This is a genomic window from Pseudoduganella namucuonensis (genome assembly GCF_900116645.1).
In the GTDB taxonomy this organism is placed as follows: Bacteria; Pseudomonadota; Gammaproteobacteria; order Burkholderiales; family Burkholderiaceae_D; genus Rugamonas; species Rugamonas namucuonensis.
Genome location: NZ_FPBO01000005.1, coordinates 270,943 through 297,083 on the forward strand (window position 1 = coordinate 270,943; position 26,141 = coordinate 297,083).

Below are 26,141 nucleotides of genomic sequence, written 5' to 3' on the forward strand. Positions count from 1 at the left end.
GATCAGACCCCCTCTTGCAGGACGCGCAGGCGGCTGCCCATGGGCGGCACCTCCTCGGGGTCGATGTAGACGTCCAACAGGGTCGGACCGGGATAGGTGCAGATGGACTTGATGTCCAGCGCCTGCATGTCGGCGGCCGAGCGGATCGTGTAGCCGCGGCCGCCGAGCGCGCGCGAAATGGCGGCGAAGTCGGTCGGCGGCAGCGCGAAGCCGATCTGCTCGGCGCCGCACAGGCGCTGGCCGTGCTTGATCATGCCCAGCGCGCGGTCGTTCAGCACCACGAAGATCACGCATTGCTGCTCGGCCACGGCGACCGACAGTTCCTGCCCGCTCATCAGCATGCTGCCGTCGCCGGTGATGCACACCACCGGCACGTCCGGATTGGCGGCGGCGGTGCCGATGGCCGCGCCGATGGCCCAGCCCATGGCGGCGAAGTGGGTGGTCAGGCGCAGCCAGCCGCCGGTGCTCTGGCGCTTGCCCAGGTCGCGGCTGCGCTCGCCGCCGCCGAAGCGGCGCTCGCCCATGCGGCGGTCGCGCGGCTGCAGGTAGTGGGTGGCCCAGGCGATGCTGTTGCCGGTGTCGGCCAGGAAGCGGGTGCTGGGCGGGAACAGCTCGCCCAGTTCCTTCATCAGGCGCTGGGGTTTGATCGGGGTGGCGTCGCTGTGGAAGGTGTCCGGCGCTTCCAGCGTGTCGCTGGGCAGCCAGGTGCGGGCCGCCTCGTCGCGCGCGGCGCGGCGGCGTTCGACGATGGGGTCGGTGTGCTGGCCCAGCTCGTGCATGCGCTCGACCAGGCGGTCGAAGATGGCGCTCAGGCTGCCCCGCAGGTGGTAGCGCGCCATCGGCGTGCGCGCCAGGTGTTCCTCGGACTCGTCGATGTGCACCAGGCGTTCGTTCAGCAGGCTGGCGTTCCAGCCGCCGGTGTTCCATTCCCCCATGCTGGTGCCGACGGCGACGATCAGGTCCACCGACGGGTCGTTCAGCGCCGCCTCGGCCGTGGCGTGGCCGCCGAAGCCGAACACGCCGCGGTACAGCGGGTGCTGCGGGCTGACCAGTCCCTTGCCGTCCGGCGTGGTGACGAAGGTGGCGCCCTTCAGGGAGGCGAACTGCAGGATGGAGTGGATGGAGTTGCCGCAGCCGCCGCCAACCAGGATGACCACGTTGCGCGCCATCGACAGCATGCCGCGCAGCGTCTCGATGGCGCCGTGGTCGACCAGGGCGGCCGGACGCAAGAGGTTGCTCATGTCGTAGCTCGGCGCCTGCTGGGAGCTTGGGGCGCGGAACACGTCCATCGGCACGCTCAGGTGCACCGGGCCGGCCGGGCTGCGGGTCGCGTGTTGCAATGCGGTAATTAGTTTCCACTCCAGCTGTTGCGGGTGGGATACCAGCGAGTTGTAGCGGGTGCAGTGGCGGAACATGCCCAGCACATCCACGCCGGTGCAGGCCGATTCCTGCAGCGAGTGCTTGCCGAAGGAGGGCAGCGCCGGCTGGCCGGTGATCACCAGCATCGGCACGTCGTTGCTGTAGGCGGTGGCCACGGCGGTCAGCATGTTGGTGGCGCCAGGCCCCGAGGTCGAGATGCAGACGCCGATCTTGCCCGTCTCGCGCGCGTAACCGTCGGCCATGAACGCCGCGCCGGCCTCGTGGCGGGCGAGGATGTGGCTGAGGTTGCCGCCCTTGCGCTGGTTGCGGGCGATCGCGTTGTAAAGCGGCTCGATGGCGCCGCCGGGAACGCCGAAGACGTATTCGACGCCCATCTGCTCCAGGTAGGCGACCAACAGATCGGCCATGTCCATCTCGTGTTCTGGAGGCATGGGCGCGGTGGCGCGGGGTTGACTTGACTGCTCGTGCCGCTGTTCAAACTCGACGTTCTCAAACATGCAAAGCTCCTTAATATTATTTGTCATATGTGCAATATTGTTTGTGCATATGCAATAAATGTTGCGATGCGAGATCATATCTCAAAAACAAGATAAAAAGTGACAATGTGTGAGAATTTGACGAAATATTCTATAGAGAAAAGTTATATTCTTATAAGAAATGTTTTCCTTGCAGCTTAGGAGCTTTGTATTGTCCTAGACGAAGTGATTCACTCAAAAAAAAACCCCGCTTTGGCGGGGCTGGCTACCAAACGCAACGAGGTTATGCTGGGCCGTGGCTTTCGTAGGGAATCGCGTAGCGCTGCCGGTACGCCATCATACGGGCATCGACTTCGGTGGCCGTGGTGCCAAATTCCTCCAGACTGTAGCGGTGCTGGCCGTGATGATTGCTTCTGGCGCTGTCCTCGATCCAGGCGGCGAGCAGCCTTTCGATGCTCGCATCGTAGCCCAGGCCAAGGAAAGCGTAGATGCGCCGCATGACGGACCGCCAGTCGCTGTCCATTTCCTCATAGTAGACATCGAACTGCTGCGCGCGCGGGAGGGCGTCGCGTGCGCGCATACAGGCGACGCCCATTCGTTCGCACATGTCCAGCCAGATATCGCGGAGCGCCTCGCGCGAGGGCGTCTCGGTGTTCTGGTGGTAGAAGGCCCACATCAGTGACATGGTTGAGCAGGTCGTCTTGATCGGATCGCGGTGCGTAAACAGCAGTCGCGCGTCCGGGAATTCCTTGACCAGCACGTCGAGCGCCAGCATATGCGGTGGCGCTTTGAGCAGCCATGGCTTGTCCTCGGGCTCCCCGCGCGACCACGAGATGAGTTTGAGAAGCTTTACCATGTAGCGATAGCTGTCGCTACGATCGCTAGCCAAGTACCAGTTGCGGTAACTAGGCATGTCGTACGTGCCCAGGAAGGCAAAGCCGGAGAATGAGTGATTCAAAAGCAAGGTTTCCTCCTCGGCCCAATCGGCATCCATGGGATGCGCGGCGTAGGCCGCCGGATTGACTTCACGCCGCCTGTCCAGGAAAGTTTTGACCTCCAAATGGCGTTCGTGACGGCCATGGTCTGGCAGGCCCGGACGCGGCGCAGGATTGAAGCCCTCCCAGGCTGTCAAGTGCTGCAGGCGATCATCGACAGCGAGGACACGCTGTAGCCGGGTAGTACCGGACCGCATCGGGCCGACGATAACGACGGGCGCGACGATGCGGCGGTTCAGGATTTCGGGATGGGCTTCAAAGCAGGCGTTGGCCCACAGCCGGTTCTTCAGCGACATCAGGATCGCGCTCTGGGCGCGCAGGCGGCCTGAGTGGTTCAGTCTGGCTTCGGACGCCAATCCGGCGAGCATTACGCGCAAGCCAGGTAGAAAGCTTTCGTCGCCGAAACGCTCCAGTCCGGTGGCCGCGCGCGCTGCCGCGATCAGGTACTGCTCGGATAACTCGGTGGATTGGTCCATGGCCTTAGCTCCGTTTTGACTCATAGGGAATGCCATGACGACTTCTTGCGAACAGCATGCGCGCGTCAACCTCCTGCTCGGTGATGCCAAAGTCTTCCAGCGAATAACGATGGCCGCCGTGGAGATTGTCGCTTTCGCTTCGCGCCAGCCACGCCGCCATAGCCTGCTCTGCTTCGGCGCTCCACGGCAGGCCTGCGAAATCGTAGACGCGTCGCATGGCCGTGCGCCAGTCCGCGTTCATTTCCTCATAATAGATATCGAGCTGCTGCCCGGCGGGCACCAGCTCGCGCTGCTGGATGCAGCGGCGCGCCGCTTGTTCGCAGAAATCCAGCCACAGGTCGCGCACCGGGCCGCGGCAGTTGGCATCGGTGTGTTGGACCGCGAAGTGCCACATCAGCGACATCACGGAGGCCACGGTCTTGAGCGGATCGCGATGGGTGAACACGATTTTCGCGTCCGGGAACACCTTCAGCAGGGTGTCCAGGTTCAGCATGTGCTGCGGGTTTTTCAGCACCCAGCGCTTGCCCTCCGGCTCGCCGCGTGACCAGGAGATCAGTTTAATCAGCTGAACCATGTACTCGTAGGCGGCGGTCTTGTCGGCCTTCATGAACCATTCATAGTAGCTGTCGATACCGCTGTAGAGCCCAAGGGGAGAGAAGCCGCACCACGAGCTGTCGAGCAGGTGCAGCTCCTCCTCGGCCCAGTCGGCGTCCATCGGATGGCCCACCAGGGCGCCCGGATAGAGCAGGTCGGCCGCGCCCAGAAAATCCTTCACCTCCTGGCGCCGTTCGGCGCGGCCCAGTTCGGGCAGTTCCGGGCGTGGGCCGAAGTTGAATCCTTCCCAGGTGCGCAGATGCGACAGCCGGCTGTCGGCCGACATCATGCGCTGCATGCGAGTGGTGCCGGAACGGTGCGGGCCGACGATGATGATGGGCGCGGTGATCTCGCGCTCCAGGATTTCCGGATGCGCCTCGAAGCATGCATTGGCCCACAGGCGGTTTTTCAGGAATCCGATGGTGGATTGCTGCACATGCAGGCGGCCGAAGGCGTTGAGTGGCGCCTCCGTGGTGAGCGAGGCGAGCAGGGCGCGCAGGCCCGGCAGGAAGCACTCGTCGCCGAAGCGTTCCAGGCCGGTCTGTTCGCGCGCGGCGGCCATCAGAGCCTCGGCGGTCAGGTCGGACAAGCGGACGCTGTCAGATGCGGCATTGACGTCTTGCACTTGCTGGGGGTGGTAATGGCTGCTTGGCTTGTCATCCATGTTGGATACTCATCAGGTTGGTTTGTGGGGCGAAGTTGGACACGCATCCCATGCGCGCGGCGGGGCGCCGTCGTAGGCGATGCGTTCGCAGCGCAAGGCGAAAGTGGCGCCGGACGGCCGCGCCAGCGCCTCGGCGTAGCACGGCAGCATGCCGGCCACGAACTGCGGCAGAATGCACAGGTAGGCTTGGCGCACCGAGAGGCCGAAGTCGAGCGGGAGCGCGACCATCATGGTGGCCATGGTCATCGGCAGACGTTTGCCGGTCACGCGGCCCAGCGCCTCTTCAAGTTCGAAGGCCAGACGCAGGTGGGGACCCATGGCCACTCCCAGCTCTTCCATCCTGGCCAGCGAAACCGGGATGCGCTCGTCGACGAAGTCGGCGCCCACCGGACGCCCATAGCCCATCATGTGTCGGTGCTGCTTGAGCTCGGCGCGCACCAACTGGTCAAGATCGGCGCCGCCGCACTTCGCGGCCAGCGCGCGCACCAGGAAATCGCCGATGGTGGTCTCCGGCCCCAGGCCGTACAAGCTTGCTTCGGAGGCGACGATGCCGGCGGCGAGGGCCTGCGCGCCCGTGCCGCGGCTGCTGGCCGTGAGTGCGCTGACGCGGTTGCACCATAGGCGCGCATCCGGATAGCTGGTGTAGACCCATACGCTTTCCAATACCTTGAGCTGGGCCGGTTGCAGGCGCAGGCCGCTGATGCCGAACACATACAAATCAACCCAGCCGGCATCCGCGAAGGCGCTGTGCAGATCGTGGCCGCCGAAGACGGCGCGTTCGCCCGGAAACACCCGCCCGGCGCGGGTGAGCATCGGTCCATCGAATTGCTCGAGTACACAGCCCTTGTTCATGCGGCCTCACGCTGTTGTTGTGGAGACCGCTGCGGGCCGGGATCGTTCTCGAGCGCAAGCTCGAAGAAGGGGAATTGCTTGAAGCCGCGCTCGGTCTGTTCCAGCGCATGCACGGCGGCACCGGGCAGGCGCCACAGCAGCGTGAACATTTCCCCTTGGGCCGGCGTCAATCCCAGGTCCGCGAACGCGGCGGCGACCACGCCATTTTGCGCCAGCGGCGTGCCGCTGGCCTGTTCCAGCGCGGCGCGGTTCTCGGCGAGCCAAGCCAGCCGGCCTTCCGGCAGGATGGCGCTCAGGGCCGCGAGCAACTGCAGCACGGGCGTGGCGCAGCGCACGCCGTGCGGATCGAAGCCCGGGGCGTGCTCCGCCTGCGGCCAGAACAGCGGATGGTTTGGCACCGGCGCGGCCAGGCGTGCCAGCCAAGCCTCCAAGTCGGTGCCACAATCGGCCCAGGTTTGCATGGCCAGCAGCACCTCGCGCGCGCCGCCTGCGCCGCCCGCGCCGGCGGCGATGGCGGCCATCAGCGAGGAGGAGGCCGGCGTGCCGGTGGCGCCGGTGGCCATCGCCGCGTGCACCGATGGATCGCGCGGGCCCGGGTTGGCCAGGGCCACCGCCAAGATCTCGAAGGAGCTCGCCGCCGCGGCGCCTGGCCGCTCGCCTTTCAGCAGCAGGTAGAGGTATTCGATGTAGCTGGCCTTGCCCAGCAACTGCCCGTACACGTCGTAGCCATGGCAGCGGCACAGCGCCGCCGCGAACGGATTGTCCGGCTCGGCTTGCTCCTGCCAGATGCGGGTGTGGATCACTTCGCTGAAGTTGTCGCTCATGATCAGACCCCCTCTTGCAGGACGCGCAGGCGGCTGCCGATGGGCGGCACTTCCTCGGGGTCGATATACACGTCCAGCAGGGTCGGGCCGGGATAGGTGCAGATGGACTTGATGTCCAGCGCCTGTATGTCCGCGGCAGAGTGGATCGTGTAGCCGCGGCCGCCGAGCGCGCGCGAAATGGCGGCGAAGTCGGTCGGCGGCAGCGCGAAGCCGATCTGCTCGGCCCCGCACAGGCGCTGACCGTGCTTGACCATGCCCAGCGCGCCGTCGTTCAGCACCACGAAGATCACGCACTGTTGCTCGGCCACCGCGACCGATAGTTCCTGCCCGTTCATCAGCATGCTGCCGTCGCCGGTGATGCACACCACCGGCACGTCCGGATTGGCGGCGGCGGTGCCGATGGCCGCGCCGATGGCCCAGCCCATCGGCGCGAATTGGCTGGTCAGGCGCAGCCAACCGCCTGCGCTACGGCGCTTACCCGGGCCGCGCGGACGGTCGCCACTCATACGGCGTTCCCCCATGCGCCGATCGCGCGGTTCCAGGCAATGGATGGCCCAGGCGATGCTGTTGCCGGCATCGGCCAGGAAGCGGGTGCCGTGCGGGAACAGCGCGCCCAGTTCCTTCATCAGGCGCTGTGGCTTGATCGGGGTGGCGTCGCTGCAATATGCGTCCATAGAGTCCAGTGCGTCGGAGGGGTGCCAGCCCAGAGCTGGCCGGTCGCCGGGTGCGCGGGCCCCCATCACCGATGGGACGTTGCGCTGGTCCGGTTCGGGAATGCGCTCGACCAGGCGGTCGAATATGGCGCGCACGTTGCCACGCAGATGAAAGCGCGCCATCGGGGTGCGCGCTAGGTGCTCCTCAGTGTCGGCGATGTGGACCAGACGGCCGTTCAGCAGGCTGGCGTTCCAGCCGCCGGTGTCCCATTCGCCCATGCTGGTGCCGACGGCCAGAATCACGTCCACCGAGGGGGCGTGCGATGCCTCCTCCGCCGTCGCGTGGCCGCCGAAGCCGAACACGCCACGGTACAACGGGTGTTGCGGGCTGACCAAGCCCTTGCCTTCCGAGGTGGTGATGAAGGTGGCGCCCTTGATTTGGGCGAATTGCAGGATGGAGTGGATGGAGTCGCCGCAGCCGTTGCCCACAAGGATAAGGATTTTGCGCGCTGACGCCAAGATGCCGCGCAGCGTCTCCACTGCGTCGGGGTCGATGAGCGCGGCCGGGCGCAGCAGGGATCCCATGTCGTATGGGGGGGCTCGCTTGGTGGCGGGGGCGCGAAACACGTCGACCGGGATACTCAGGTGCACTGGACCGGCCGGACTGCGGGTGGCGTGCTGCAGTGCCGCGAGCAGCTTGCATTCGAGCTGTTGCGGATGGGATACCAACGAGTTGTAACGTGTGCAGTGGCGGAACATTCCCAGCACGTCGATTCCGGTGCAGGACGATTCCTGCAGCGTTTGCTTGCCGAAGGATGGCAGCGCCGGCTGCCCAGTGATCACCAGCATCGGTATATTGTTGGAATAGGCGGTGGCAACCGCGGTCAGCAGATTGGTGGCGCCCGGGCCGGAGGTGGCGACGCAGACGCCGATCTTGCCGGTTTCGCGGGCGTAGCCGTCGGCCATGAAGGCCGCGCCGGCCTCGTGGCGGGCAACGATCTGGTTCAGATTGCCGCCGTGCCGCAGGTTGCGCGCGATGGCGTTGTACAGCGGCTCGATGGCGCCGCCCGGCACGCCGAATACGTACTCAACACCCATCTGTTCAAGATACGAGATCAAAAGATCGGCTGTGTCCTCGTCGCGCTCCGTGGCCGGTGGTTGCAAGCCAGTCGCGGGGTGGACTGCGTGTTCTTGTTGCTCAATCTGGGCGTTCTCCAACATGCAAGGCTCCTTGGATTGTTACGGCATTATGGGATCATTGTTTGCTTAATATTAATAAATATGTTGTTGGAAATACTATCCCAAAATCAATGAAAATTGCGCAAGTCTTATCAAAAATAATTCTATAGATAGAAATAATATTTCTAAGAGCGACCATGTCTGATATGGCGCGACCAGAAAAACACAGCGAAGGCACGCCGGGAGAGCAGTCAGGAGTGCGGCCATGCGCGCGATGCCTGGCCGGCATAGACGATGCCGCTGCAGGGTGTGGCGCACTGCAATGCTCAGCAATTGTTGCCCACACGCGGACAGGCCCATGTCGGTGGTCAGGGCCGCTTGCAGCGCCGCGTGGTTCACCCGCAGCTGCGGGTAGTGAAAAAGCAACACTCTCAACCTCGAACGCGCGCACGCTCCATCTGTTGGTGCGGCCAAGTCACCGCCGGCCTGGCGCCGGCCTTATCCATGTCGACCAACGTGGCCAGTGACTGGCGCATCGCCAGCGGGGGGCTGGCGCCGTTCGGAGTGAAGCTGGGCACATGGGGGCCGGGCCACACCTCATCGGTTCGCGGGCGGTGGCCGTGTTGTGGTGGCGCCAAGCGGCCAGGTCGGGTCCGCAGCGGAGCCACCTGCTCATCACGTCGAACACCCCGCGCGTCGCCGCTGCGGTCGGCGCCACCGACAGCGTGGCGCTCAGCGAAGCGGTGGCGGTCGATCCGCCCACGCCGCCGCCCATGGCAGCATGCATGAACCGTCTACGAACTGCACTGGGCGGCGGTCACGCGCTCCTATGGCAAATTGCCAGCCCTGCTCCAGCGTCTCAGGCAACGATGATGCTGTCGTGGACGAACGCTATAGCTTGAGCAAGGCCGCCTCGCGCTGTCGTATCGATTGCGCGAACTGCTCGGGCGGAATGGCCGGGCTGAGGTGGTAGCCCTGCATCAGGTCGCAGCCGCGGGCCTTGAGGAAGTTCAGCTGGGCCTCCGTCTCCACGCCCTCGGCCACCACCTCCAGCCGCAGGCTGTGCGCCAGCGCGATGATGGCGGTGACGATGGCCACGTCGTCCGCGTCCTGCGGCACGTCGCGCACGAAGGAGCGGTCGATCTTGATGATGTCGACCGGGAAGCGCTTCAGGTAGGACAGCGAGGAGTAGCCGGTGCCGAAGTCGTCGATCGACAGGCGCACGCCCAGGCCGTGCAGGCGGTGCAGCGCCTTCAGCGTGTCCTGCGCGTTCTCCATCAGCGTGCTCTCGGTGATCTCCAGCTCCAGCAGGTGGGGCGGCAGGCCGGTGTCGGCCAGCGCCGCCTCGACGGTCTCGATGAAGTCCTTCTGCAGCAGCTGGCGCACCGACAGGTTGACCGCCACCCGCAGCGGCGGCAGGCCCTGCTTGAGCCACTCGTTCAACTGGGCGCAGGCGGTGCGCAGCACCCAGTCGCCCAGCGGGTTGATCAGGCCGGTTTCCTCGGCCAGCGGGATGAACTCGGCCGGCGACACCATGCCGCGGGTCGGGTGGCGCCAGCGCACCAGCGCCTCCATCGCCACGATGTGGCCGTTCTCCAGCTGCGCCTGCGGCTGGTAGTACACCTCCAGCTGCTGCTGTTCCAGCGCGCGCCGCAGGTCGCTTTCGAGGCGCACGTGCTCCGAGATCGAGTGCTCCATCGAGGCCTCGTAGAACTGGAAACCGGTGTTGGTCTTCTTGGCGCGGTACATGGCGCTGTCGGCGTGCTTGACCAGAGTGGCGACGTCGCCGCCGTCGTGCGGGTACATGGCGATGCCGACGCTGCTGGTGACGAAGATGTCGTGGCCGTCGATCTGGAACGGCGCGGCCAGCACGCGGCAGATGTTGTGGGCGGCGTTGGCCGCCGCCGCCGGGCCGTCCAGCTCGCCCAGCACCACGGTGAACTCGTCGCCGCCCAGGCGCGCCACGGTGTCGACGTTGCGCACGCTGTGGCGCACGCGCTGGGCCACCGCCACCAGCAGGCGGTCGCCGACGTCGTGGCCCAGGTTGTCGTTGACGTACTTGAAGCGGTCCAGGTCCATGAACAGCACGGCCAGCAGGTTGTCGGCGGCGCGCGCCTGTTCGATGCCCTGCGCCAGCAGTTCGAAGAACAGGGTGCGGTTGGGCAGGCCGGTCAGCAGGTCGTTGTAGGCCAGGTGGCGGATGCGCTTCTCGGCCCGGTTGGCCTCGATGATGCGGCGCACCCGCTGCGACAGCACGGCGTAGTGGATCGGTTTCGGGATGTAGTCGCTGGCGCCGGCGGCGAAGGCGCGCTCGACCGAGGAGTTGTCCTGCAGCGCGGTGATCATCAGCACCGGGATGGTGCTGCCGCCCGGCATTTCCTGCAGCTTGGCGCAGGCGGTGAAACCGTCCATCACGGGCATCACGGCGTCCATCAGGATCACGTCCGGCTGGAAGCGCTTGAGCATGGCCAGCGCCTGCTCGCCGTCGGAGGCCTCCTCGACCTGGAAGCCGTCGCGCTGCAGCGTGTAGCGCAGCGTGCTGCGGGTGCTGCGGTCGTCGTCGACCACCAGCACCTGCGCCAGTTCCTCCAGCGGCACGTGGGGTTCCTGCGAGTCGCCGTTCATCTCGGCGCTGAGGAAGCCGGCCACGCCGTTGTACTCGGCGCGCAGGCCGGGCAGCAGCGGGGCGATCTGGTCCAGGCGGCGGTTGATGGCCAGTTCCTCGATCTTTTGCGCCAGCTGCGCCAGCATGGTGGCGCCCAGGTTGCCGGACGAGCCCTTCAGCGCGTGCGAGCGGGCGCGCGCGGTTTCGCAATCGCCGGCCTGCACCGCCTGTTCCAGCTCGCTCAGGTAGACCGGCGAGTCCTCCAGGAAGGGCGAGACCGCGTGCGGCAGCGCCGAGCCGAGGATTTCGCGCAGCTTGTCGAACACGGCGCGGTCCAGCGGGCCGGCGTCGGACGGCTCCTGCGCGGCCTCGCCGGGGACGGCCTGCGCCAGCGCCAGGGCGCCCGTCGCGCCGCCCAGGCCGTGCGGCAGCCACTTCTGCAGCTTGTGGCGCAGCTCGACCAGGGTGATGGGCTTGGCCAGGTAGTCGTCCATGCCGGCGGCCATGCATTTCTCGGCGTCGCCGCGCTGGGTGTTGGCGGTCATCGCCACCAGCGGGGTGCGGCGGCCCAGCGCGTCCTCGGCCGTGCGGATGTGGGCGGTGGCCTCGTAGCCGTCCATCTCGGGCATGCTGCAATCCATCAGGATCAGGTCGAAGCGGCCGCGCTGGGCCGCCTCCACCGCCTCGCGGCCGTTGGAGGCGAACTCGCACACGCAGTTGTTCATGGCCAGCATGCCGGCCGCCACCATCTGGTTGGTGCGGTTGTCCTCGGCCACCAGCACGCGGAACTGGCGCGCCGAGGCGGCCGCCCCGTGGGCGGCCTGCTGGTCGTCGGTTTCACGCCGTCCGGCCAGCAGCTCGTGCAGGGCCTTGAGCAGGCGGCCCAGGCGCAGCGGCTTGGCCACCGTGGCGTGGGTGGCGCCGCCGGCGCCGGCGCCGCCCTGGCCGTGGCGGTCCATCAGCAGCAGGTGCGGCGACAGCCCGGCGGCGGCGATGCGCTCGGCGATGTCCTTGCCCTGGTCGTCGGCGGCGCCGATGTTCATCAGCACCACGTGGTAGGGCTGGCCCGCCTCGGAGGCGGCCTTCAGCTCCACCATGGCCTCGCGGCCGCCCTCGGCCAGGTAGCAGGTCATGGCCTGCTGGGTCAGGGCTTGGCGGATGAAGGCGCGCACCGTCGCGCTGCCGTCGATGGCCAGCAGGCGCACATGGGCCAGCGCCGGGTCGGCCTCGAAGCTGAGCTGGTCGGGCGCCGGCCTGCAGACGATGGTGAAGTGGAAGGTGGTGCCGCTGCCGGGCTGGCTGTCGACGCGGATCTCGCCGCTCATCAGGCCGACCAGCTGCTTGCAGATGGCCAGGCCCAGGCCGGTGCCGCCGTAGCGGCGCGTGGTCGACGGGTCCGGCTGCACATAGGATTCGAACAGGTGCGCCTGGATTTCGCGGCTCATGCCGATGCCGCTGTCGCGCACCTCGAAGGCCAGGCCGAACACGGGCCCCTCGGCGCGCGCCACGTGCAGCGACACCTCGCCCTTCTCGGTGAACTTGACGGCGTTGCCCAGCAGGTTGATCAGGATCTGGCGCAGGCGCAGCGCGTCGCCGGTGATGCGCTCGGGCACGCCGGGCTCCAGCAGGTAGGCCACGTCCAGGCCCTTTTGCTGGGCCGGACGGCCGACCAGCTCGATGACTTCCTCGAGCAGCTTGCGCAGGTCGAAGTCGGCCTCCTCCAGCGCCAGCTTGCCGGCGTCCATCTTGGAGAAGTCCAGCACGTTGTTGATCAGGTCGATCAAGGTGCGCGAGGAGTTCCACGCCACCTCCACGCATTCCTGCTGGCGCTGGGTCAGGCGCATCTCCTTCAGCATGTCCAGCATGCCGACCACGCCGTTGAGCGGCGTGCGCACCTCGTGGCTGACGGTGGCGGCGAACTGCGCCTTCATCTCGGCCATGTTGACGGCGGCGTCGCGCGACTCCTTCAGTTCGGCCTCGCGCTGCTCCAGCACGTTCATCATCTTGTTGAAGGCCAGCGCCATGTCGATCAGGTCGCGCGGGCCGGCCGGCGCGGCGCGCATGCCCGATTCGCCCGCCTCGGCGCGGCGCATCAGGTCGGACAGGGCGTTGAGCGGGTTGATCATGTGGCGGGTCAGCACGCGCACCAGGCCCAGCAGGATGAAGGCGAACGACACCGTCAGCGCCAGGTTGCCCACCAGCAGGGACCAGGTCAGGCGGTCCAGCGTGTCCTTGCCGACCTGCACGTGCACATAGCCCAGCAGTTGTGGCTGCTGCTCCTGCATGTCGAACGGCGAGGCCTCGCTCTGGCCGCCGTACACGGGGGCGGCGAACAGCCAGGCCTCCTGCGACTCGCCGACCATGCTGGCGTGGGTCGGGCTGGCCTGGGCGCCGGGCATGGCGGACAGCTTGCCGCCGCGGTGGTTTTCCTGCAGCAGCAGCACCTTGTGCTTGGCGTCGCTGATCTGCAGGCCGGTCACGTCGGGGAAGGCGAGGGTGGTGCTGACCACGTCGCGCGCGTTCTCGGCCGAGTGGAACAGCAGCGCGAGCGTGCTCTGGCGCGCCAGGTTGTCGGCGATGCGCTGGCCCTGCTCGCTGAAGTGGTCGCGCATGCGGCCGCGCGCCTCCCAGGAATTCATCAGCGAGGAGAACAGCGCCAGCCCCAGGATGGCGGCGGACACGATGACTGTCAGTTGACGGCGGAAGCCGGTGCGACGCAAGTAGTTACGAAACATAGTGACCGAGTTTAAGCTGCAATTGGTGACTGTAATTCAGGCCTGCCATCCAGGCCGCGATCAGGGCTGCGGGAACACGAAATCGAAACTGCGTTGCTGCTGGTGGCCCAGGTTCAGGCCCATGTGGCTGGCGGTGCGCAGGTTGATCGCCGTCTGCAGCTCGCGCAGCGGCGTCAGGCCGCGGCGCTTGCCGTCGCCGGCGATGACCCCCAGGGCCGAACTGGCCAGGGTGCGGCCCAGCTCCACGTTGTTGGGCGCCATGGCGAACAGCGCCCCCTTCTTGACGTGCAGCACATTGCTGGAGAACAGCGGCACGCCGCTGTTCCACGATTCGCGCAGCACCAGCGGCAGGATGGTCGACTCCTCGACCGTCGTGCTGTCGTGTGGCAGCCAGACCGCGTCGCGGCGGTTGTCGGCGGCGGCGATCAACTGCGGATACATCTGCGCCGCCCTGGACATGTCGGTGGCGACGTGGGCCTGCAATTCCAGGCCCTGGGAGCGGGCGGCCTCGCGCGCCAGCTTGATCAGCCAGTCGCTTTTCTGCGGATCGTACACCACGACCACGCGGCGCAGGTCGGGCAGCAGGGCGCGCAGGCGGGAAAACAGCATGGCCGGGTCGGGCGTGAGGCTGATGCCGGCCACGTTTTCCGCCTCCGACAGCAGCAGCACGCCGCCGGCCAGCACCGTGATCTCGCGGTCCAGGCCGGCCGTGGCGTTCAGGCCCTGGCGGCCCAGCGCGATCACCACCTTGGTGCCGTTGTGCTTGAGGGTGGCGTTCAGTTCGGCCGTGTCGACCTTGGGATCGACCGGATAGCTGCGCACGCGCAGCCTGGTGCGCTCCTCGATGCCCTGGATGATGCTGGTGAAGGCGGCGCGGAAGGGCGCGTCCACGTTCGGGTACAGCACCGCGATGGTGCCCTTGCCGATGGAGGCCTGCATTTCCGGCCGGCGCAGCTGGTCCTCCAGCTGCGCCAGGGTGATGGGACGCACGAAGTCGGGACGCGCGGGGGCGGCGCCCGATTCGATGCGGTCCATGATGGCGCCCACGGTCGAGCGCGCCGTGGCGCCCGCGCCGGGCAGATCGATGCCGCGGTTTGCCGCCAGTCCGGAGCTTGCGGCCGCCGGTGTGGTGGCGGTGGCCAAAGCGGTAAGCAGGGCGACGCCGGCGCGCGTGCGGCGGCCGGCATTCGTTGTCAAATTAATCATTATACTGTCCGTTGCGGCCCCGAGAGCGGACATATATCCAACTGGCGATATGCAGGGGCCTGAATACAGGCGGTAGTATATGCTGTCGCTTGGCTTAATAGAAAGAAATTTACTTCCGTGCGGTAACAATTAACAATTTGTTATGGCTCCGGATAGATGAAATCGAAGGCCCGTTGCTGCGACGCGCTGACGTTCAAGCCGATGTGGCCGGCGGTGCGGGTGTTGAAGGCGGTGCGCACGGCGCGCAGCGGCGTCACGCCGGCGCGGGGATTGTCGCCGTTGAGCAGTCCCATGGCCAGGCTGGCCAGGTCCTTGCCCAGTTCAAAGTTGTTCGGATACAGCGAGAACAGCACGCCTTTTTTCACGTGCAGGATGCTGGTGGAGAAGATGGCGACGTTGCGGTTCCACGACTCCTTCAGCACCAGCGGCAGGATGGTTCCCTCGTCCACGGTCACCGGGTCCTGCGGCAGCCAGAGCGCGTCGGTGCGGCCGTCCGCGCTGGCGAAGGCGCTCTCGTAGCGGCGCACGGCGGTGGCCAGGTCCGGCGCGTCCATCGCCAGCAATTCCAGGTTCTGGCCGCGGGCCGCCTCGCGCGCCAGCTTCAGCATCGGCTGGCTGTACTGTGGGCTGTACACCACATACACCCGGCGCACGCCCGGCACCAGCGTCTTCAGATGCGAGAACAACAGCGCGGGGTCGGGCGTCAGGCTGATGCCGCGCAGCTTGTCGCCGTCCGGCACCGAGCTGACGCCGCCCACCACCACGCTGGTCGAGGCGTCGAAGGCGGAGGCCGCCTGCAGGCCCTGGCGGCCCAGCGCGATCACCACCTTGCCGCCGTTGCGCTTGAGCGTGGCCTGCAGTTCCCCGAAATCGGCGTTCTGCGCCACCGGATAGCCGCGCACGCGCAGCTTGGACTGTTCCTCGATGCCCTCGATGATCTCGGTGAACACCTTGCGGTAGGGCTGGCCGATGTCCGGAAAGATCACCGCCAGCGCCTCCGGGCTGGCCGCCGCCGCGGACGCGCACCAGCCCCCGGCGCAGACGACGGCGCTGAGCGAGGGGAGCAGGACGACGAGCTTTCTGCGGTAACTAGAGTTCAAATCTGGCGTGTCTTGTGTGGGCGGCCGCAGTGTCCGGGATGAAGCTACTGCACGTGCTGGGAAGGAGTTTATCCGCCCGATGCAATGTTACACAAAAAAAAGAAAGAAGGCCCATATTGCGCTGGGGATAGTGTTGCTTTTCTAGCTATCAGCAAAGATGTCAAATAAACATCGGTGTCAGGCGCGACATTCGGACAAGTCGGAGTAAATGTCCGAATGTCGCGCCTGACACCGATGTTTATTTGTCAATTGTTTGCGCGGCTGGCCGGGAATTGTGTCTTGGGTGGAAAAAAAATGTTGCGCAATGTACGCAAAGTGACAATGGGAGAGAATTGGGGTTTTTTCGACAACTATAATCGCCACACAATCTTGCCCATCTTGCTATGGGGCTATGAAGTCAGAGCAACTCCGCCGTCGGTCCGCGCCTGGGCCGGTATTGAAGGTTTTGCGCCGGCGCCGCCGGCGACATGAAATGGCCCAATCATATGTCCGGATATGCTGGAATCGCCGCGGTTGGAAAAAGCCTGGAGCGCCTGCTGACCATGGCGTTCAACGAGCGCCAGCCGGTGCCCACCAAGGTGACGCGCGCCGTGCTGATCAAGACCGACGACCTCAAGTCGAGCAACGTGCCCACCGCCATCGGCCCCTACGCGCTGTCGCTGCTGCTGTACCGGGTGGATTTCAACAAGACCATGCGCGCCGCCTGGTCCGCCGTGGGTTCGGTCGACGGCCAGGGACATTTGCCGCTGGACCTGCATTTCCTGCTCACCCCGTGGGCGGACAACGCCGAACACGAACACATGATCCTGGGCCGCGCCATGCAGGCGCTCGATTACACCCCCATCCTGTCCGGCCCCTTGCTGTACCAGCCCTCGCTGCCGTATCCGGACGAGCCGGAAAGCGCGCCGACCGAGTCGGTGCAGGTGGTGATGGAGGAGATCTCCACCGAGGCGCTGATGCGCACCTTCGATTCGCTGCCCACCGACTACCGCCTGTCCGTCCCCTATGTGGCGCGCGTGGTGCGCATCGACAGCCGCGAAAGCCGCCCGGTGCCACCGGTCACCGACGCGCAGATTCCATTGCGGGTGACCGCGTGAACGCACCGCTGCCGCGCGCGCTGGAGCCGGCCGACACGGTCGAGGTGGCGCGCCTGCGCCACCGGCTCGCGCTGGGCCTGGCCTGGCTGGACGCGCTCACGCGCGCGCCGGCCAACGGGCCCTGGTGGGCGGTGCTGGAAAAGCTCGGTCCCTACGAGATAGACCGGCAGTTCGAGCCGCACGGCGCTGCGCGCCACGCGCTGCGCCACGAGGGCTTGCTGCGCAAGCGCTTCGAACTGGCGCTGGCGGGCGGCGACGCGCGCTGGTCGCTGCGGGTGTTCTCGGCGCCACCCGCCGCGCCGCCGCGCAAGCCTGTCTACGCCACCGCGCTGGACCCGCGCCTGTACGTGCCGCGCCGCCTGCGCCTGACGCCGGCCGTCGATGGCGACGCGCCGGCGGCCACGCCGCAGAACATCCGCCGTCCCTGGCTTTGGCCGGGGTCCGCCTATCCGCTGCCGGGCAACGCGACGGCGGTGCGGGGCCGCGTGCTGCGCGGCCCGGACCTGGCCAGCGCCAAGCCGATACCGTGGGTACGCCTGGTGGCCACCGTGCCCGCCGGCGTGGCCGTGTTCGCGGACGCCACGCCGATCGGCTACGCGCACGGCGACGACCGCGGCGAGTTCGTGCTGGTGCTGGACAACAAGGCCGTCAGCGGCGCGACGCTGAGCAACCCGGTGGAGGTGCGGCTGTGGCCCCACTTGCCGCCGGCCGCGACCCAGGTCGATCCGGCCGATCCGCTGGCCAGCCTGCCGCTGGAAGAGGGCGGGACCGATGGCATCAACGATGTGCTGCGCGGCCACGCTGTGCCCGCAGGCTATACGGCCGGAGCCAGCAAGGTGCTGGCGCTGCGCCTGGGGGAGACCGCCAGCGGCGCGGGCACCACGCTGCTGTTCGCTTAACGTAGCTGCAGACCAAAGGAGGGCGAAATGCCAGAGTACTTAGCTCCAGGGGTGTATGTCGAGGAAGTGAGCTTCCGCTCCAAATCGATAGAGGGTGTACCGACCAGCACCACCGGCTATGCCGGCATCACGCGCTACGGTCCGGTGCAGTACGCGAACGGCCCGGGGAGCACGGCGCCGCGCCTGATCACCTCGTTCACGGAATTCGAGCGCGTGTACGGCGGCCTGGAACCGCTGCGCCTGGGCGCCGACCAACGCGTCAACTACCTGGCGCACGCGGCGCGCGCCTTCTTCGCCAACGGCGGCAAACGGCTGTACGTGTCGCGCGTGTTCGTCGACACCGACGCCGATCCCGCGCTGGCGCGCAGCGGCAAGCTGGTGGCCGGCGTGGCCACCTGGCGCGCGCGCTGGCCGGGCGAATACGGTAACGCCCTCGTCGACACGCGCGTGGTGCGCAGCAAGAATCTGGCCTTCAAGTGGCCGGACGACCCGAACGACATCCTGGACAAGCACCTGTGGGGCGTGCAGGTGCGGCGCGCCACGCATGGCTCGGTGGTGGAACTGTTCACGCCCATGCCGGCCACGCTGCCCAAGGAGAACGATCCGCTGGTCGAGGGCCGCCTGTACGTGGTGGTGGTCGACGAGAACGGCAAGCAGGAGTTCATCGACCACAATGGCAACAAGGTGGCGCTGCCGGACACCATCAACGACATGCAGGTGCTGCTGGTGGAGTTGCGCGTGCTGGTTTACGGCCCGAACGGGCGGCTGGACAACTACGAGAACATGTCCGCCGGCCGCACCCAGCACCGCTACGTCGGCCGGGTGCTGCACCGCGACGATCCGGAGGACGAAAACGCCATCGTCTACCTCGACTACACGGCCGACGACGCCGTGCCCTTCGGCCCCGCGCGCTTGATGCTGGACCTGCGCGGCACGGTGCAGAAGCGCCTGAGCGGCGGCAACGACGGCACCCTGCCGGGACCCTCGGTCTTCGAGGGCAAGGAGGCCGATCCGGACAACGTGGAGGTGAAGGCCACCGGCCTGGAGGCGCTGGGCGAGATCGACGACATCGCCATCGTCGCCATGCCCGACGCCGGCGCCTTGCCGGACCTGGAGCTGATCATCGATGCGAGCGGGCGCCTGATCGCGCACGCGGAGAAGTACCGCTACCGCATCGCGGTGGTGGACGGCCCGGCCCAGAGCTCCATCTCCGAGATACGCGAATACCGGGGCAAGTTCGACACCAAGTACGGTGCGCTGTACCACCCGTGGATCGAGATCCTCGATCCGCTGGTGCCGGTCGCGCCGGGCGTGCCCCCAGCCAAGCTGTTGCTGCCGCCGTCCGGTTTCGTCACCGGCATCTACGCGCGCAGCGACATCGAACGCGGGGTGCACAAGGCGCCCGCCAACGAGATCGTGCGCGGCCTGACGAACTTCGAGATCAACATCAACAAGGCGCGCCAGGACGTGCTGAACCCGGAGGGCGTGAATTGCCTGCGCTTCTTCGAGGGACGCGGCAGCCGCGTGTGGGGCGCGCGCACCATGAGTTCGGACCCGGAATGGAAGTACGTGAACGTGCGCCGCCTGTTCATCTACCTGGAGCATTCGCTGGACAAGGCCACGCAGTGGGCCGTGTTCGAGCCGAACTCGGAGCGGCTGTGGGCCAACATCCGCCGCATGGTGGAGGACTTTCTGGAGGTGATGTGGCGCGACGGCGCGCTGATCGGCGAGAAGCCCGACCAGGCCTACTTCGTGCGCTGCGACCGCGGCACCATGACGCAGAACGACCTCGACAACGGCCGCATGATTTGCCTGGTGGGCGTGGCGCCCAGCCGTCCGGCCGAATTCGTGATTTTCCGCGTCGGCCAATGGACCGGCGACGCCAAGGTCTAACCAGCTCAGAGAGGAGTAAATCATGGCCACACCGCGCGACAATCCATACGGCGCCTTCAATTTCCTGGTCTCGCTGGGCACGGGCGACGAGTCCAAGCCCATCGCCGGCTTCTCCGACGTCAGCGGCCTGGGCGTCGAGATCAACTACTCGGAGTACCGCAACGGCAACGACGCGGTCAACACGGTGCGCAAGATCGCCAACACCTTCAAGCAGGAGGACGTGACGCTCAAGCGCGGTCTGGTCGGCTCGACCGACCTGGCGGACTGGGTGAAGGAGGTGCGGCAGGGCGGCAACGGCCGCCGCGCCGTCACCATCACGGTGCTGGACGAGGCCAAGAAGCCGGTGGCCGCCTTCAGGCTGAGCAACGCCCAGCCCAAGAAGTGGGTCGGGCCGACCCTGGCGGCCAAGGGCGGCGGCGAGGTGGCGATGGAGGAACTGCACATCGCCCACGAAGGCGTGACGTACGAGTAGGCACCACCGGGAGACATAGCGCATGTTCTCATCTTCGCGATTGCCACTTGGTGCGCCCGGCGTCTATGCCGTGGCGGACGTCGCCGCGCCGCGCCTGCACCCGCAGCACATGGACGTTTGCGCCTTCGTCGGCGTGGCGCCGCGCGGGCCGGCCTACCAGCCCGTGGTCGACCGCTGGCATCCCGGCGGCCACGCCATGATGAGCGACGAGGCGCGTCCCTACCGGCGCAGCACCCCGGTGCTGGTGCACAGTTTCGACCAGTACCGCAGCCTGTTCGGCGCGTTCGAGGGCCCCGGCTATCTGCCCTACACGGTGGCCATGTTCTTCGAACAGGGTGGCCGCCGCGCCTACATCGTGCGCGTGGTGCACGAGTACGCGCCGCCCGCCCTGGGCGATCCGGCGCCGTACCGCGACGCTTGGGCCGCCGGCGCCGTGGAGGGCATCACCGTAGGGCCGCTCGGCTTCCTCGCTCGCAACGAGGGCAGCTGGGGCAACGGCCTGCGGGTGGAGATGGGGTACAGCACCTACGCCCTGGGCTTCGCCTGCGAGGATGGCGCGACCGTGACGGTGGACCGGGCGGGCGCCGCGCCCGTCGGCACACTGTTGCGGCTGGCCTCGGCCGGTGGCGACACGATGCTGTGCTATGTGCGCGCGGTGCGCGAGCGGCGCGACGATTTCCTGCCGGGGTCGCGCTGGGCGCTGGAGCTGGAACCGGCGCCGGTGTTCGCGCCGGTGCGCGTGGACAGCGTCGAGGCCTGGCTGGGCGTGCGCGACGGCGCGGGGCAGAGCGAACGCTTCGAGCGCATGGGGCTCACGCCCGGCCATCCGCGCGCCATGGCCAGCCTGCTGTGCGACGAGTCGTCATTGATCTGGCCCGACCCCGCGTGGGCCGGGACCGAACTGTGGCCGCTGCAGCCCGCGGTGGAGCTGCTGCACGGCCTGTCCGCACCGTTCGAGGAAGGCGAGGACCGCTACGCCGAACTGCTGCACGAGGACTTCTTCGACAGTGGCTGGTCCGCCGCGGAGACCGACGACGGCGCCTACGCGGCCGGCATCGCGGCGCTGGCGGCCTGCCCGGATGTCACGCACGTGGTCGTGCCGGACCTGTACGTGCCGGCCCAGTGGGCGGGCGACGACGTCGCCACCGAGGTGGTGCGCGACACGGCGGGCGCCGACTTCGCGCCCTGCGTGGACGTCGCCGTCCCGCCATCGGCGCACAACCTGCCGCCGTCCGAGTTGCGGCAACTGATACTGGATCCGCGCCACAGCGTGGACCTGATGGCCATCGCGGCCCTGCAGCAGCAGGTGCTGGACCATTGCGAACAGACCGCCGCCATGGTGGCGCTGCTGGACGTGCCGCCCGGCCTGTCGCAAGGCCAGGCCGAGCGCTGGCGCGCGCAGTTCGACAGCAGCTGGGGCGCGGCCTACCATCCGTGGCTGGTGGCCTCGCGCAAGCTGCTGGGCGGCGACGGCACGGGGCCGGGCCAGCTCAGGCCCTTGCCGCCGGCCGCCGTCGCGGCGGGCATCATCGCGCGCAAGGAGATCGAACGCGGCATCCATTTCGGGCCGGCCAACGAGGTCGCCCGCGCCATCGTCAACCTGGCCGAACCCCAGCCCAGGGACCGCGCCGGCGTGTTCCATCCGCTGGGCATGAACTGCTTCGTGCGCGCGCCGGACGGGGTCGAGCTGGTGTCGGCCCGCACGCTGTCGCGGGACCGCCAGTGGCGGCAGCTGTCCGTGCGCCGCATCATGTTGATGCTGCGCCGCACCCTGCTGCGCGAGACGCAATGGGCGGTGTTCGAGCCCAACGGCCCGACCCTGTGGCGGGACCTGAGCCATGCGATCGAGAACCTGCTGCTGCGCCTGTTCCGGGCCGGCGCCTGGGCCGGCGCGACGCCGGGCGAGTCCTATTTCGTCAGCATCGGCCGCGAGCAGGCGCGCCTGGACCGGGGCGAATTGCTGGTGGAGATAGGCGTGGCGCCGGCCGAGCCGCTGGAATTCATCGTGCTGCGACTGCGCCGCGACGGCGACGGCACCCTGACCCTGGAGAGCTGAGATGGAAGAACTGCTGCTGCCCGCGTTCCGTTTCGAAATCAGCCTGGTGCGCTCCAGCGTGATCGTGGCCGGCACCCAGCGCCTGCTGGGCGCGGGCGACACGGACGCCGAACCCGCCAACGCCGACCGCCTGGGCACGGGCGGCTTCCAGGAGTGCGCCGGCCTGGAGGTCGAGATGGACGTGCAGGACTTCCAGGAGGGCGGCCGCAACAACGGCATCGTGCGGCGCGCGGGCCGGGCCAAGTTCCAGCCGCTGGTGCTCAAGCGCGGCATGTTCCACGACGCCGGCGACAGCGCCAAAGCCAATGCGGACCTGTGGCGCTGGCTGCAAAGCGTGGTCAATGGCGAGCGGCCGATCCGACGCTACGACGGCATCATCTATGTGAAAAGCGCGGACAACAACGTGCGCGCGACCTGGGTGTTCGAGCGCGGCCTGCCGTCCAAGATCAAAGGCCCTGAACTGAACGGCAAGACCGGCGAGATCGCCATCGAGGAGCTGACCATCGCCCACGAGGGCCTGCGCCTGATGATGCCCGATGGAGGCGGCGTATGACACAGCTCGTGAAAGCCTCGCTGTGCGAAGTGGCGGCCGACGCGCGCGGCACCGAGATCGGCACGCCCATCGACGTGCAGTTCAATCCCACGTCGCTGCGCATGCAGATCACGAACAAGACCGGCGGCGGCCAGCAGGCCGGCAGCCAAAGCCGCCAGCGGCCAGGCGACGGCGTCGTCACGCTCACCTTCGAGCTGGTGTTCGACACCTGCGACGAGGGCACGACCGCGGCGCCGGTGCCCGTCACGCGCAAGACCATGGTGGTGGAGAACTTCGTGCGTCCGCGCGGGAACACGCCGCGCGACCAGGCGCCCGCCAGGGTGCAGTTCAAATGGGGCAGCTTCCTGGTGCAGGGCACCATGGAATCGGTCAGCGTGGACCTGGACCTGTTCGCCGCCGACGGCACGCCCTTGCGCGCCAAGGTCGGCGTGACCATCAAGGGCCAGGATCCGCGCTACCAGTACGATCCGCTGCCGGCGCCGTCCGCGCAGCCGCCAGGTCCGCTCGATCCGCCGGCCGGTGCGCCGGGGACCTCCGGCGGAAGGACGCCGGAACGCGTGGCGCAGGCCATGCCGGGCGAGAGCCTGGCGCAGATGGCGGCGCGCAACGGACTCGATCCGAACGCCTGGCGGGCCATGGCCGCCGGTGTCGGCAATCCACTGAGCTTGCCGGCCGGTCTGGAGGTGGGACTTCCGGACGGAGCCCGCGTCAGCAGCCTGTCAGGCGGGGGCGGCCAGGGTGGGGACCTGGGGCTGGTGGCCGCGTCCCTGCCGCTCGTTGGCGGAAGCGCGTCGGGCTCCGGTGGCGGCCAGGCGCCCGCCGCCGGGCGCACCGGCGGCGCGGGCGACAACGGCGGCGCCGGCACGGCCGCCAATCCGGTGCGGGCGGGGCAGGCCATCGTCCGGCAAGGGGGCATGTCCGGCGCCATCGGCCAGGTGCACAGCGCCGGCCAGCGCTACGCGGCGTCGGCCACGCAGTCCGCGTTCGGCCTGGCGCATGGGGCCGGGGCGGAACTGGGCGAACGGCCTTTCGGCGCCGGTGTGCCCATGCGCCCGCAACGCGGCGGAACGCCGCCGCCCCTGACGGTGGACGCCACCACGCCCGCCTGGCAGGCCCTGCGCGCGGGCGCGGGAGGCACGAACAGCACAGTCACCCGCCTGGGGCGCCGCACGCCGGGAAGCTGCGGCTGCGCCTGCGGCGGCAAGAAAGGATAAGCCATGCCGGTCGCCATCGATCAAGTGGAGTCGGAAGTCGTCGTCGATGGCGGCGGCGAGCAATCCGGCGGCGCGAACGCCAAGCGCAACCTGCCCGAACCCGCCGCGGTGATGCGCTGGCAGCAGACCTTGAGGCAGGTGCAGTGGGATGAGGCGCGCACCAGCGCCGTGGACTACGAAGACTGAGCGAAGACCGAGGAGATAAGCGCCACATGCCCGATACCAGCCAACTGCTAGCCGATTCAACGCTGCCGCGCTTCTACGTGGGCGGCGAGGAGAAGGGCGATCTCGCGCGCGACGTGAGCCGCCTGGATATCGAAGAGGACGCGCAAGGCATGAAGCGGCTGCGCTGCGTGTTCTCCGCCATCGGGCCGGAGCGCGGCGCGCGGGACGAGCGCTTGCTCTACCAGGACGGCGCCATCCTCGATTTCGGCGTGTCGCTGGAAGTGGCGATGGGGCCGGCCAGCCTGCCGCGCACGGTGTTCAAGGGCATGCTGAGCGCCCTGGAACTGGCGATGGAGCAGAGCCACGAGCCGGAAGTGAGGATCTACGCGGAGGACAAGCTGATGCAACTGCGCATGACACGCCGCTTCAAGACCTACGAGAACGCCACGCCGGCCGACCTGTTGCGCGAGATCGCCGGCCAGCACGGCCTGCAGGCGGACGCGCAGGTGGATGGTCCCGGCATGGCGGTGGTTCAGCAGTGGAACCAGAGCGACCTGGCCTTCTTGCGCGGACAGGCGCGGCGTCTCGCGGCCGACGTGTGGATAGACGACGGCAAGCTGCACATGGCCAGCCGCGAAAAGCGCCAGGGCAACAACATCACCCTCATCCAAGGCAACGACCTGCTGGCGGTGGAATTGCGCGCCGACCTGGCGCACCAGCGCACCGCCGTGAAGGTGGGCGGTTTCGACGACGCCCAGCAGGATGCCATCGACGAGGAGGCCGGCGGCGGCGTGGCCTCGGCCGAAGCCACCGGTGGGCGCGGCGGCCCCAGCATTCTCCAGCAGGCGTTCGGCGAACGGGTGGGCTACCGCGTGCGGGAGGCGCCGTCCACGGACGCCGAGGCGCGGGCATGGGCCAAGGCCGACCTGCAGCGGCGCGCGCGCCGCTTCGTTACCGTGCGCGGCATCACGCTGGGCAGCCCCACCATGACGGTGGGCAGCCTGGTGAAGATCGAGCGCGTGGGCCCGGCGTTCGAAGGAGAGGGCTATTACGTGACGCGGGTGCGGCACTGCTTCGACAGGCAGCAGGGCATGCGCACCCATTTCGAGGCCGAACGCGGCTGGATAGGGAGCGGATCGTGAGCGCCCCGCGCCAGCTGGACGGCGAGGAGGGCCGCTGGTTCGGCGTCTATCCCGCCACGGTGGTGGACCTGGTCGATCCCGAATCGACCGGCCGCATCAAGGTGAAATTCCCGTCCTTCGGCGCGGCCGGCGAGAACGTCACGGCCTGGGCGCGGCTGCTCACGCCCTACGCGGACGACGGCCACGGCCTGCAGATCCTGCCCGAGGTGGACACCGAAGTGGTGGTCGCCTTCGAGGCCGGCGATCCGCGCCGTCCCTACATCGTGGGGGCCTGCTGGAACGGCAAGGCCGGGCTGCCGGAGCGGGCCGAATCGGCCAACAACCTGCGCACGCTGAAAACGCGTTCGGGCAGCCAGCTGCAGTTCGACGACACGCAAGGCGCCTTCAAGGTCACGCTGTCGATGGAGAGCGGCCACCAGATCGTGATGGACGACTCGGCCCAGGAGGTGAGCATCACGCACAGCAACGGCTGCAAGATCGTGCTCGACATCTCCGGCAAGATCAGCATCACCGCCAACAGCATGGTCGATGTGAACGCGTCGCTGATCAATCTGCACGCGCCCACCGTGATGTGCGACGGCCTGGTGCAGTGCCAGACGCTGGTGACCAATTCCGTGGTGTCGGCCAGTTACACGCCGGGAGCGGGGAATATATGGTAGCCGCCGTCCAGCACCCATGGAAACTGGTCGCGCCCTGGTATCGCTGGGAACGCGCCGCCGTGCCGCGGGACGGCCGCGGAAGCGCGCCGACGCTGCAGAAGTTCGCCGGCGCCGATTACATCGAGGGCTTCCTGCAGGCGCCGCAACGGTCGCTGCGCTTCGATCCGGTGGACGACGTGGTGAACAATCTGGACTTCGTTCCCGCCGTGCCGGGCGGCGCCTTGTTGAACAAGGTGGCCACGCTGTTCCCGG

The 26,141-nt window shown here is 67.7% G+C and carries 21 protein-coding genes; 12 read left to right on the top strand and 9 right to left on the bottom strand.

What is annotated here, in order from left to right; translation table 11 throughout:
• Positions 1-2: 2 nt before the first annotated feature.
• From BM436_RS08050 to BM436_RS08090, 9 genes are all read right to left on the bottom strand, one after another.
• Positions 3-1,877 (bottom strand): thiamine pyrophosphate-binding protein, encoded by a 1,875-nt coding sequence (locus BM436_RS08050; RefSeq protein ID WP_229489589.1) that lies wholly within the window; start codon positions 1,875-1,877, stop codon positions 3-5.
• A 262-nt stretch (positions 1,878-2,139) separates the two neighbouring features.
• Entirely contained in the window at positions 2,140-3,327 is a 1,188-nt protein-coding gene (locus tag BM436_RS08055; protein WP_177307051.1) for a sulfotransferase family protein, read from the bottom strand.
• A gap of 4 nt (positions 3,328-3,331) precedes the next feature.
• Positions 3,332-4,585, bottom strand: a complete 1,254-nt coding sequence (locus BM436_RS08060) for a sulfotransferase family protein (protein ID WP_093554995.1) — start codon at positions 4,583-4,585, stop codon at positions 3,332-3,334.
• Positions 4,586-4,597: 12 nt separating this feature from the next.
• Positions 4,598-5,437, bottom strand: coding sequence for a citrate synthase family protein (locus tag BM436_RS08065; RefSeq protein ID WP_143133006.1), 840 nt, complete (start codon positions 5,435-5,437; stop codon positions 4,598-4,600).
• Positions 5,434-6,261 (bottom strand): citrate synthase family protein, encoded by an 828-nt coding sequence (locus BM436_RS08070; protein WP_093554997.1) that lies wholly within the window; start codon positions 6,259-6,261, stop codon positions 5,434-5,436. Before BM436_RS08070 ends, BM436_RS08065 begins: the two co-directional genes overlap by 4 nt.
• 2 nt (positions 6,262-6,263) lie before the next feature.
• Positions 6,264-8,033 (bottom strand): thiamine pyrophosphate-binding protein, encoded by a 1,770-nt coding sequence (locus BM436_RS08075; protein ID WP_229489597.1) that lies wholly within the window; start codon positions 8,031-8,033, stop codon positions 6,264-6,266.
• Between the two features lie 951 nt (positions 8,034-8,984).
• Positions 8,985-13,433, bottom strand: coding sequence for an EAL domain-containing protein (locus BM436_RS08080; protein ID WP_093554999.1), 4,449 nt, complete (start codon positions 13,431-13,433; stop codon positions 8,985-8,987).
• Between the two features lie 60 nt (positions 13,434-13,493).
• Positions 13,494-14,639, bottom strand: a complete 1,146-nt coding sequence (locus BM436_RS08085) for an ABC transporter substrate-binding protein (RefSeq protein WP_093555000.1) — start codon at positions 14,637-14,639, stop codon at positions 13,494-13,496.
• 140 nt (positions 14,640-14,779) lie between these two features.
• On the bottom strand, positions 14,780-15,739 hold the full coding sequence (locus BM436_RS08090) for an ABC transporter substrate-binding protein (RefSeq protein ID WP_229489608.1): 960 nt from the start codon (positions 15,737-15,739) through the stop codon (positions 14,780-14,782).
• Between the two features lie 216 nt (positions 15,740-15,955).
• Between BM436_RS08090 and BM436_RS36030 the strand changes: the two genes are divergently transcribed.
• The 12 genes from BM436_RS36030 to BM436_RS08145 form a co-directional block, all read left to right on the top strand.
• On the top strand, positions 15,956-16,210 hold the full coding sequence (locus tag BM436_RS36030) for a hypothetical protein (protein WP_143133007.1): 255 nt from the start codon (positions 15,956-15,958) through the stop codon (positions 16,208-16,210).
• A 14-nt stretch (positions 16,211-16,224) separates the two neighbouring features.
• Positions 16,225-16,836 (top strand): Pvc16 family protein, encoded by a 612-nt coding sequence (locus BM436_RS08095; protein WP_093555019.1) that lies wholly within the window; start codon positions 16,225-16,227, stop codon positions 16,834-16,836.
• Positions 16,833-17,735 carry a hypothetical protein gene (locus BM436_RS08100; protein ID WP_093555001.1) on the top strand — a complete coding sequence of 301 codons (903 nt, stop codon included), beginning with the start codon at positions 16,833-16,835 and terminating at the stop codon, positions 17,733-17,735. Before BM436_RS08095 ends, BM436_RS08100 begins: the two co-directional genes overlap by 4 nt.
• A gap of 27 nt (positions 17,736-17,762) precedes the next feature.
• Entirely contained in the window at positions 17,763-19,628 is a 1,866-nt protein-coding gene (locus BM436_RS08105; RefSeq protein ID WP_093555002.1) for a phage tail sheath family protein, read from the top strand.
• A 22-nt stretch (positions 19,629-19,650) separates the two neighbouring features.
• Complete coding sequence (locus BM436_RS08110; RefSeq protein ID WP_093555003.1) at positions 19,651-20,100, top strand: phage tail protein; 450 nt, start codon at positions 19,651-19,653, stop codon at positions 20,098-20,100.
• A gap of 22 nt (positions 20,101-20,122) precedes the next feature.
• Positions 20,123-22,156: a phage tail sheath family protein gene (locus tag BM436_RS08115; protein ID WP_093555004.1), complete on the top strand. Its 2,034-nt coding sequence runs from the start codon at positions 20,123-20,125 to the stop codon at positions 22,154-22,156.
• A 1-nt stretch (position 22,157) separates the two neighbouring features.
• Positions 22,158-22,709 carry a phage tail protein gene (locus BM436_RS08120; RefSeq protein WP_093555005.1) on the top strand — a complete coding sequence of 184 codons (552 nt, stop codon included), beginning with the start codon at positions 22,158-22,160 and terminating at the stop codon, positions 22,707-22,709.
• Positions 22,706-23,923 (top strand): CIS tube protein, encoded by a 1,218-nt coding sequence (locus BM436_RS08125; RefSeq protein ID WP_093555006.1) that lies wholly within the window; start codon positions 22,706-22,708, stop codon positions 23,921-23,923. The genes BM436_RS08120 and BM436_RS08125 overlap by 4 nt, the downstream gene beginning before the upstream one ends.
• A gap of 3 nt (positions 23,924-23,926) precedes the next feature.
• Positions 23,927-24,109 (top strand): hypothetical protein, encoded by a 183-nt coding sequence (locus tag BM436_RS08130; protein WP_093555007.1) that lies wholly within the window; start codon positions 23,927-23,929, stop codon positions 24,107-24,109.
• Between the two features lie 26 nt (positions 24,110-24,135).
• Complete coding sequence (locus tag BM436_RS08135) at positions 24,136-25,230, top strand: phage late control D family protein (RefSeq protein ID WP_093555008.1); 1,095 nt, start codon at positions 24,136-24,138, stop codon at positions 25,228-25,230.
• Positions 25,227-25,889 (top strand): phage baseplate assembly protein V, encoded by a 663-nt coding sequence (locus BM436_RS08140; protein WP_093555009.1) that lies wholly within the window; start codon positions 25,227-25,229, stop codon positions 25,887-25,889. Before BM436_RS08135 ends, BM436_RS08140 begins: the two co-directional genes overlap by 4 nt.
• Positions 25,883-26,141 (top strand): hypothetical protein (locus BM436_RS08145; protein WP_143133008.1); only part of this gene is annotated, 259 nt, incomplete at its 3' end. The genes BM436_RS08140 and BM436_RS08145, both read left to right, overlap by 7 nt.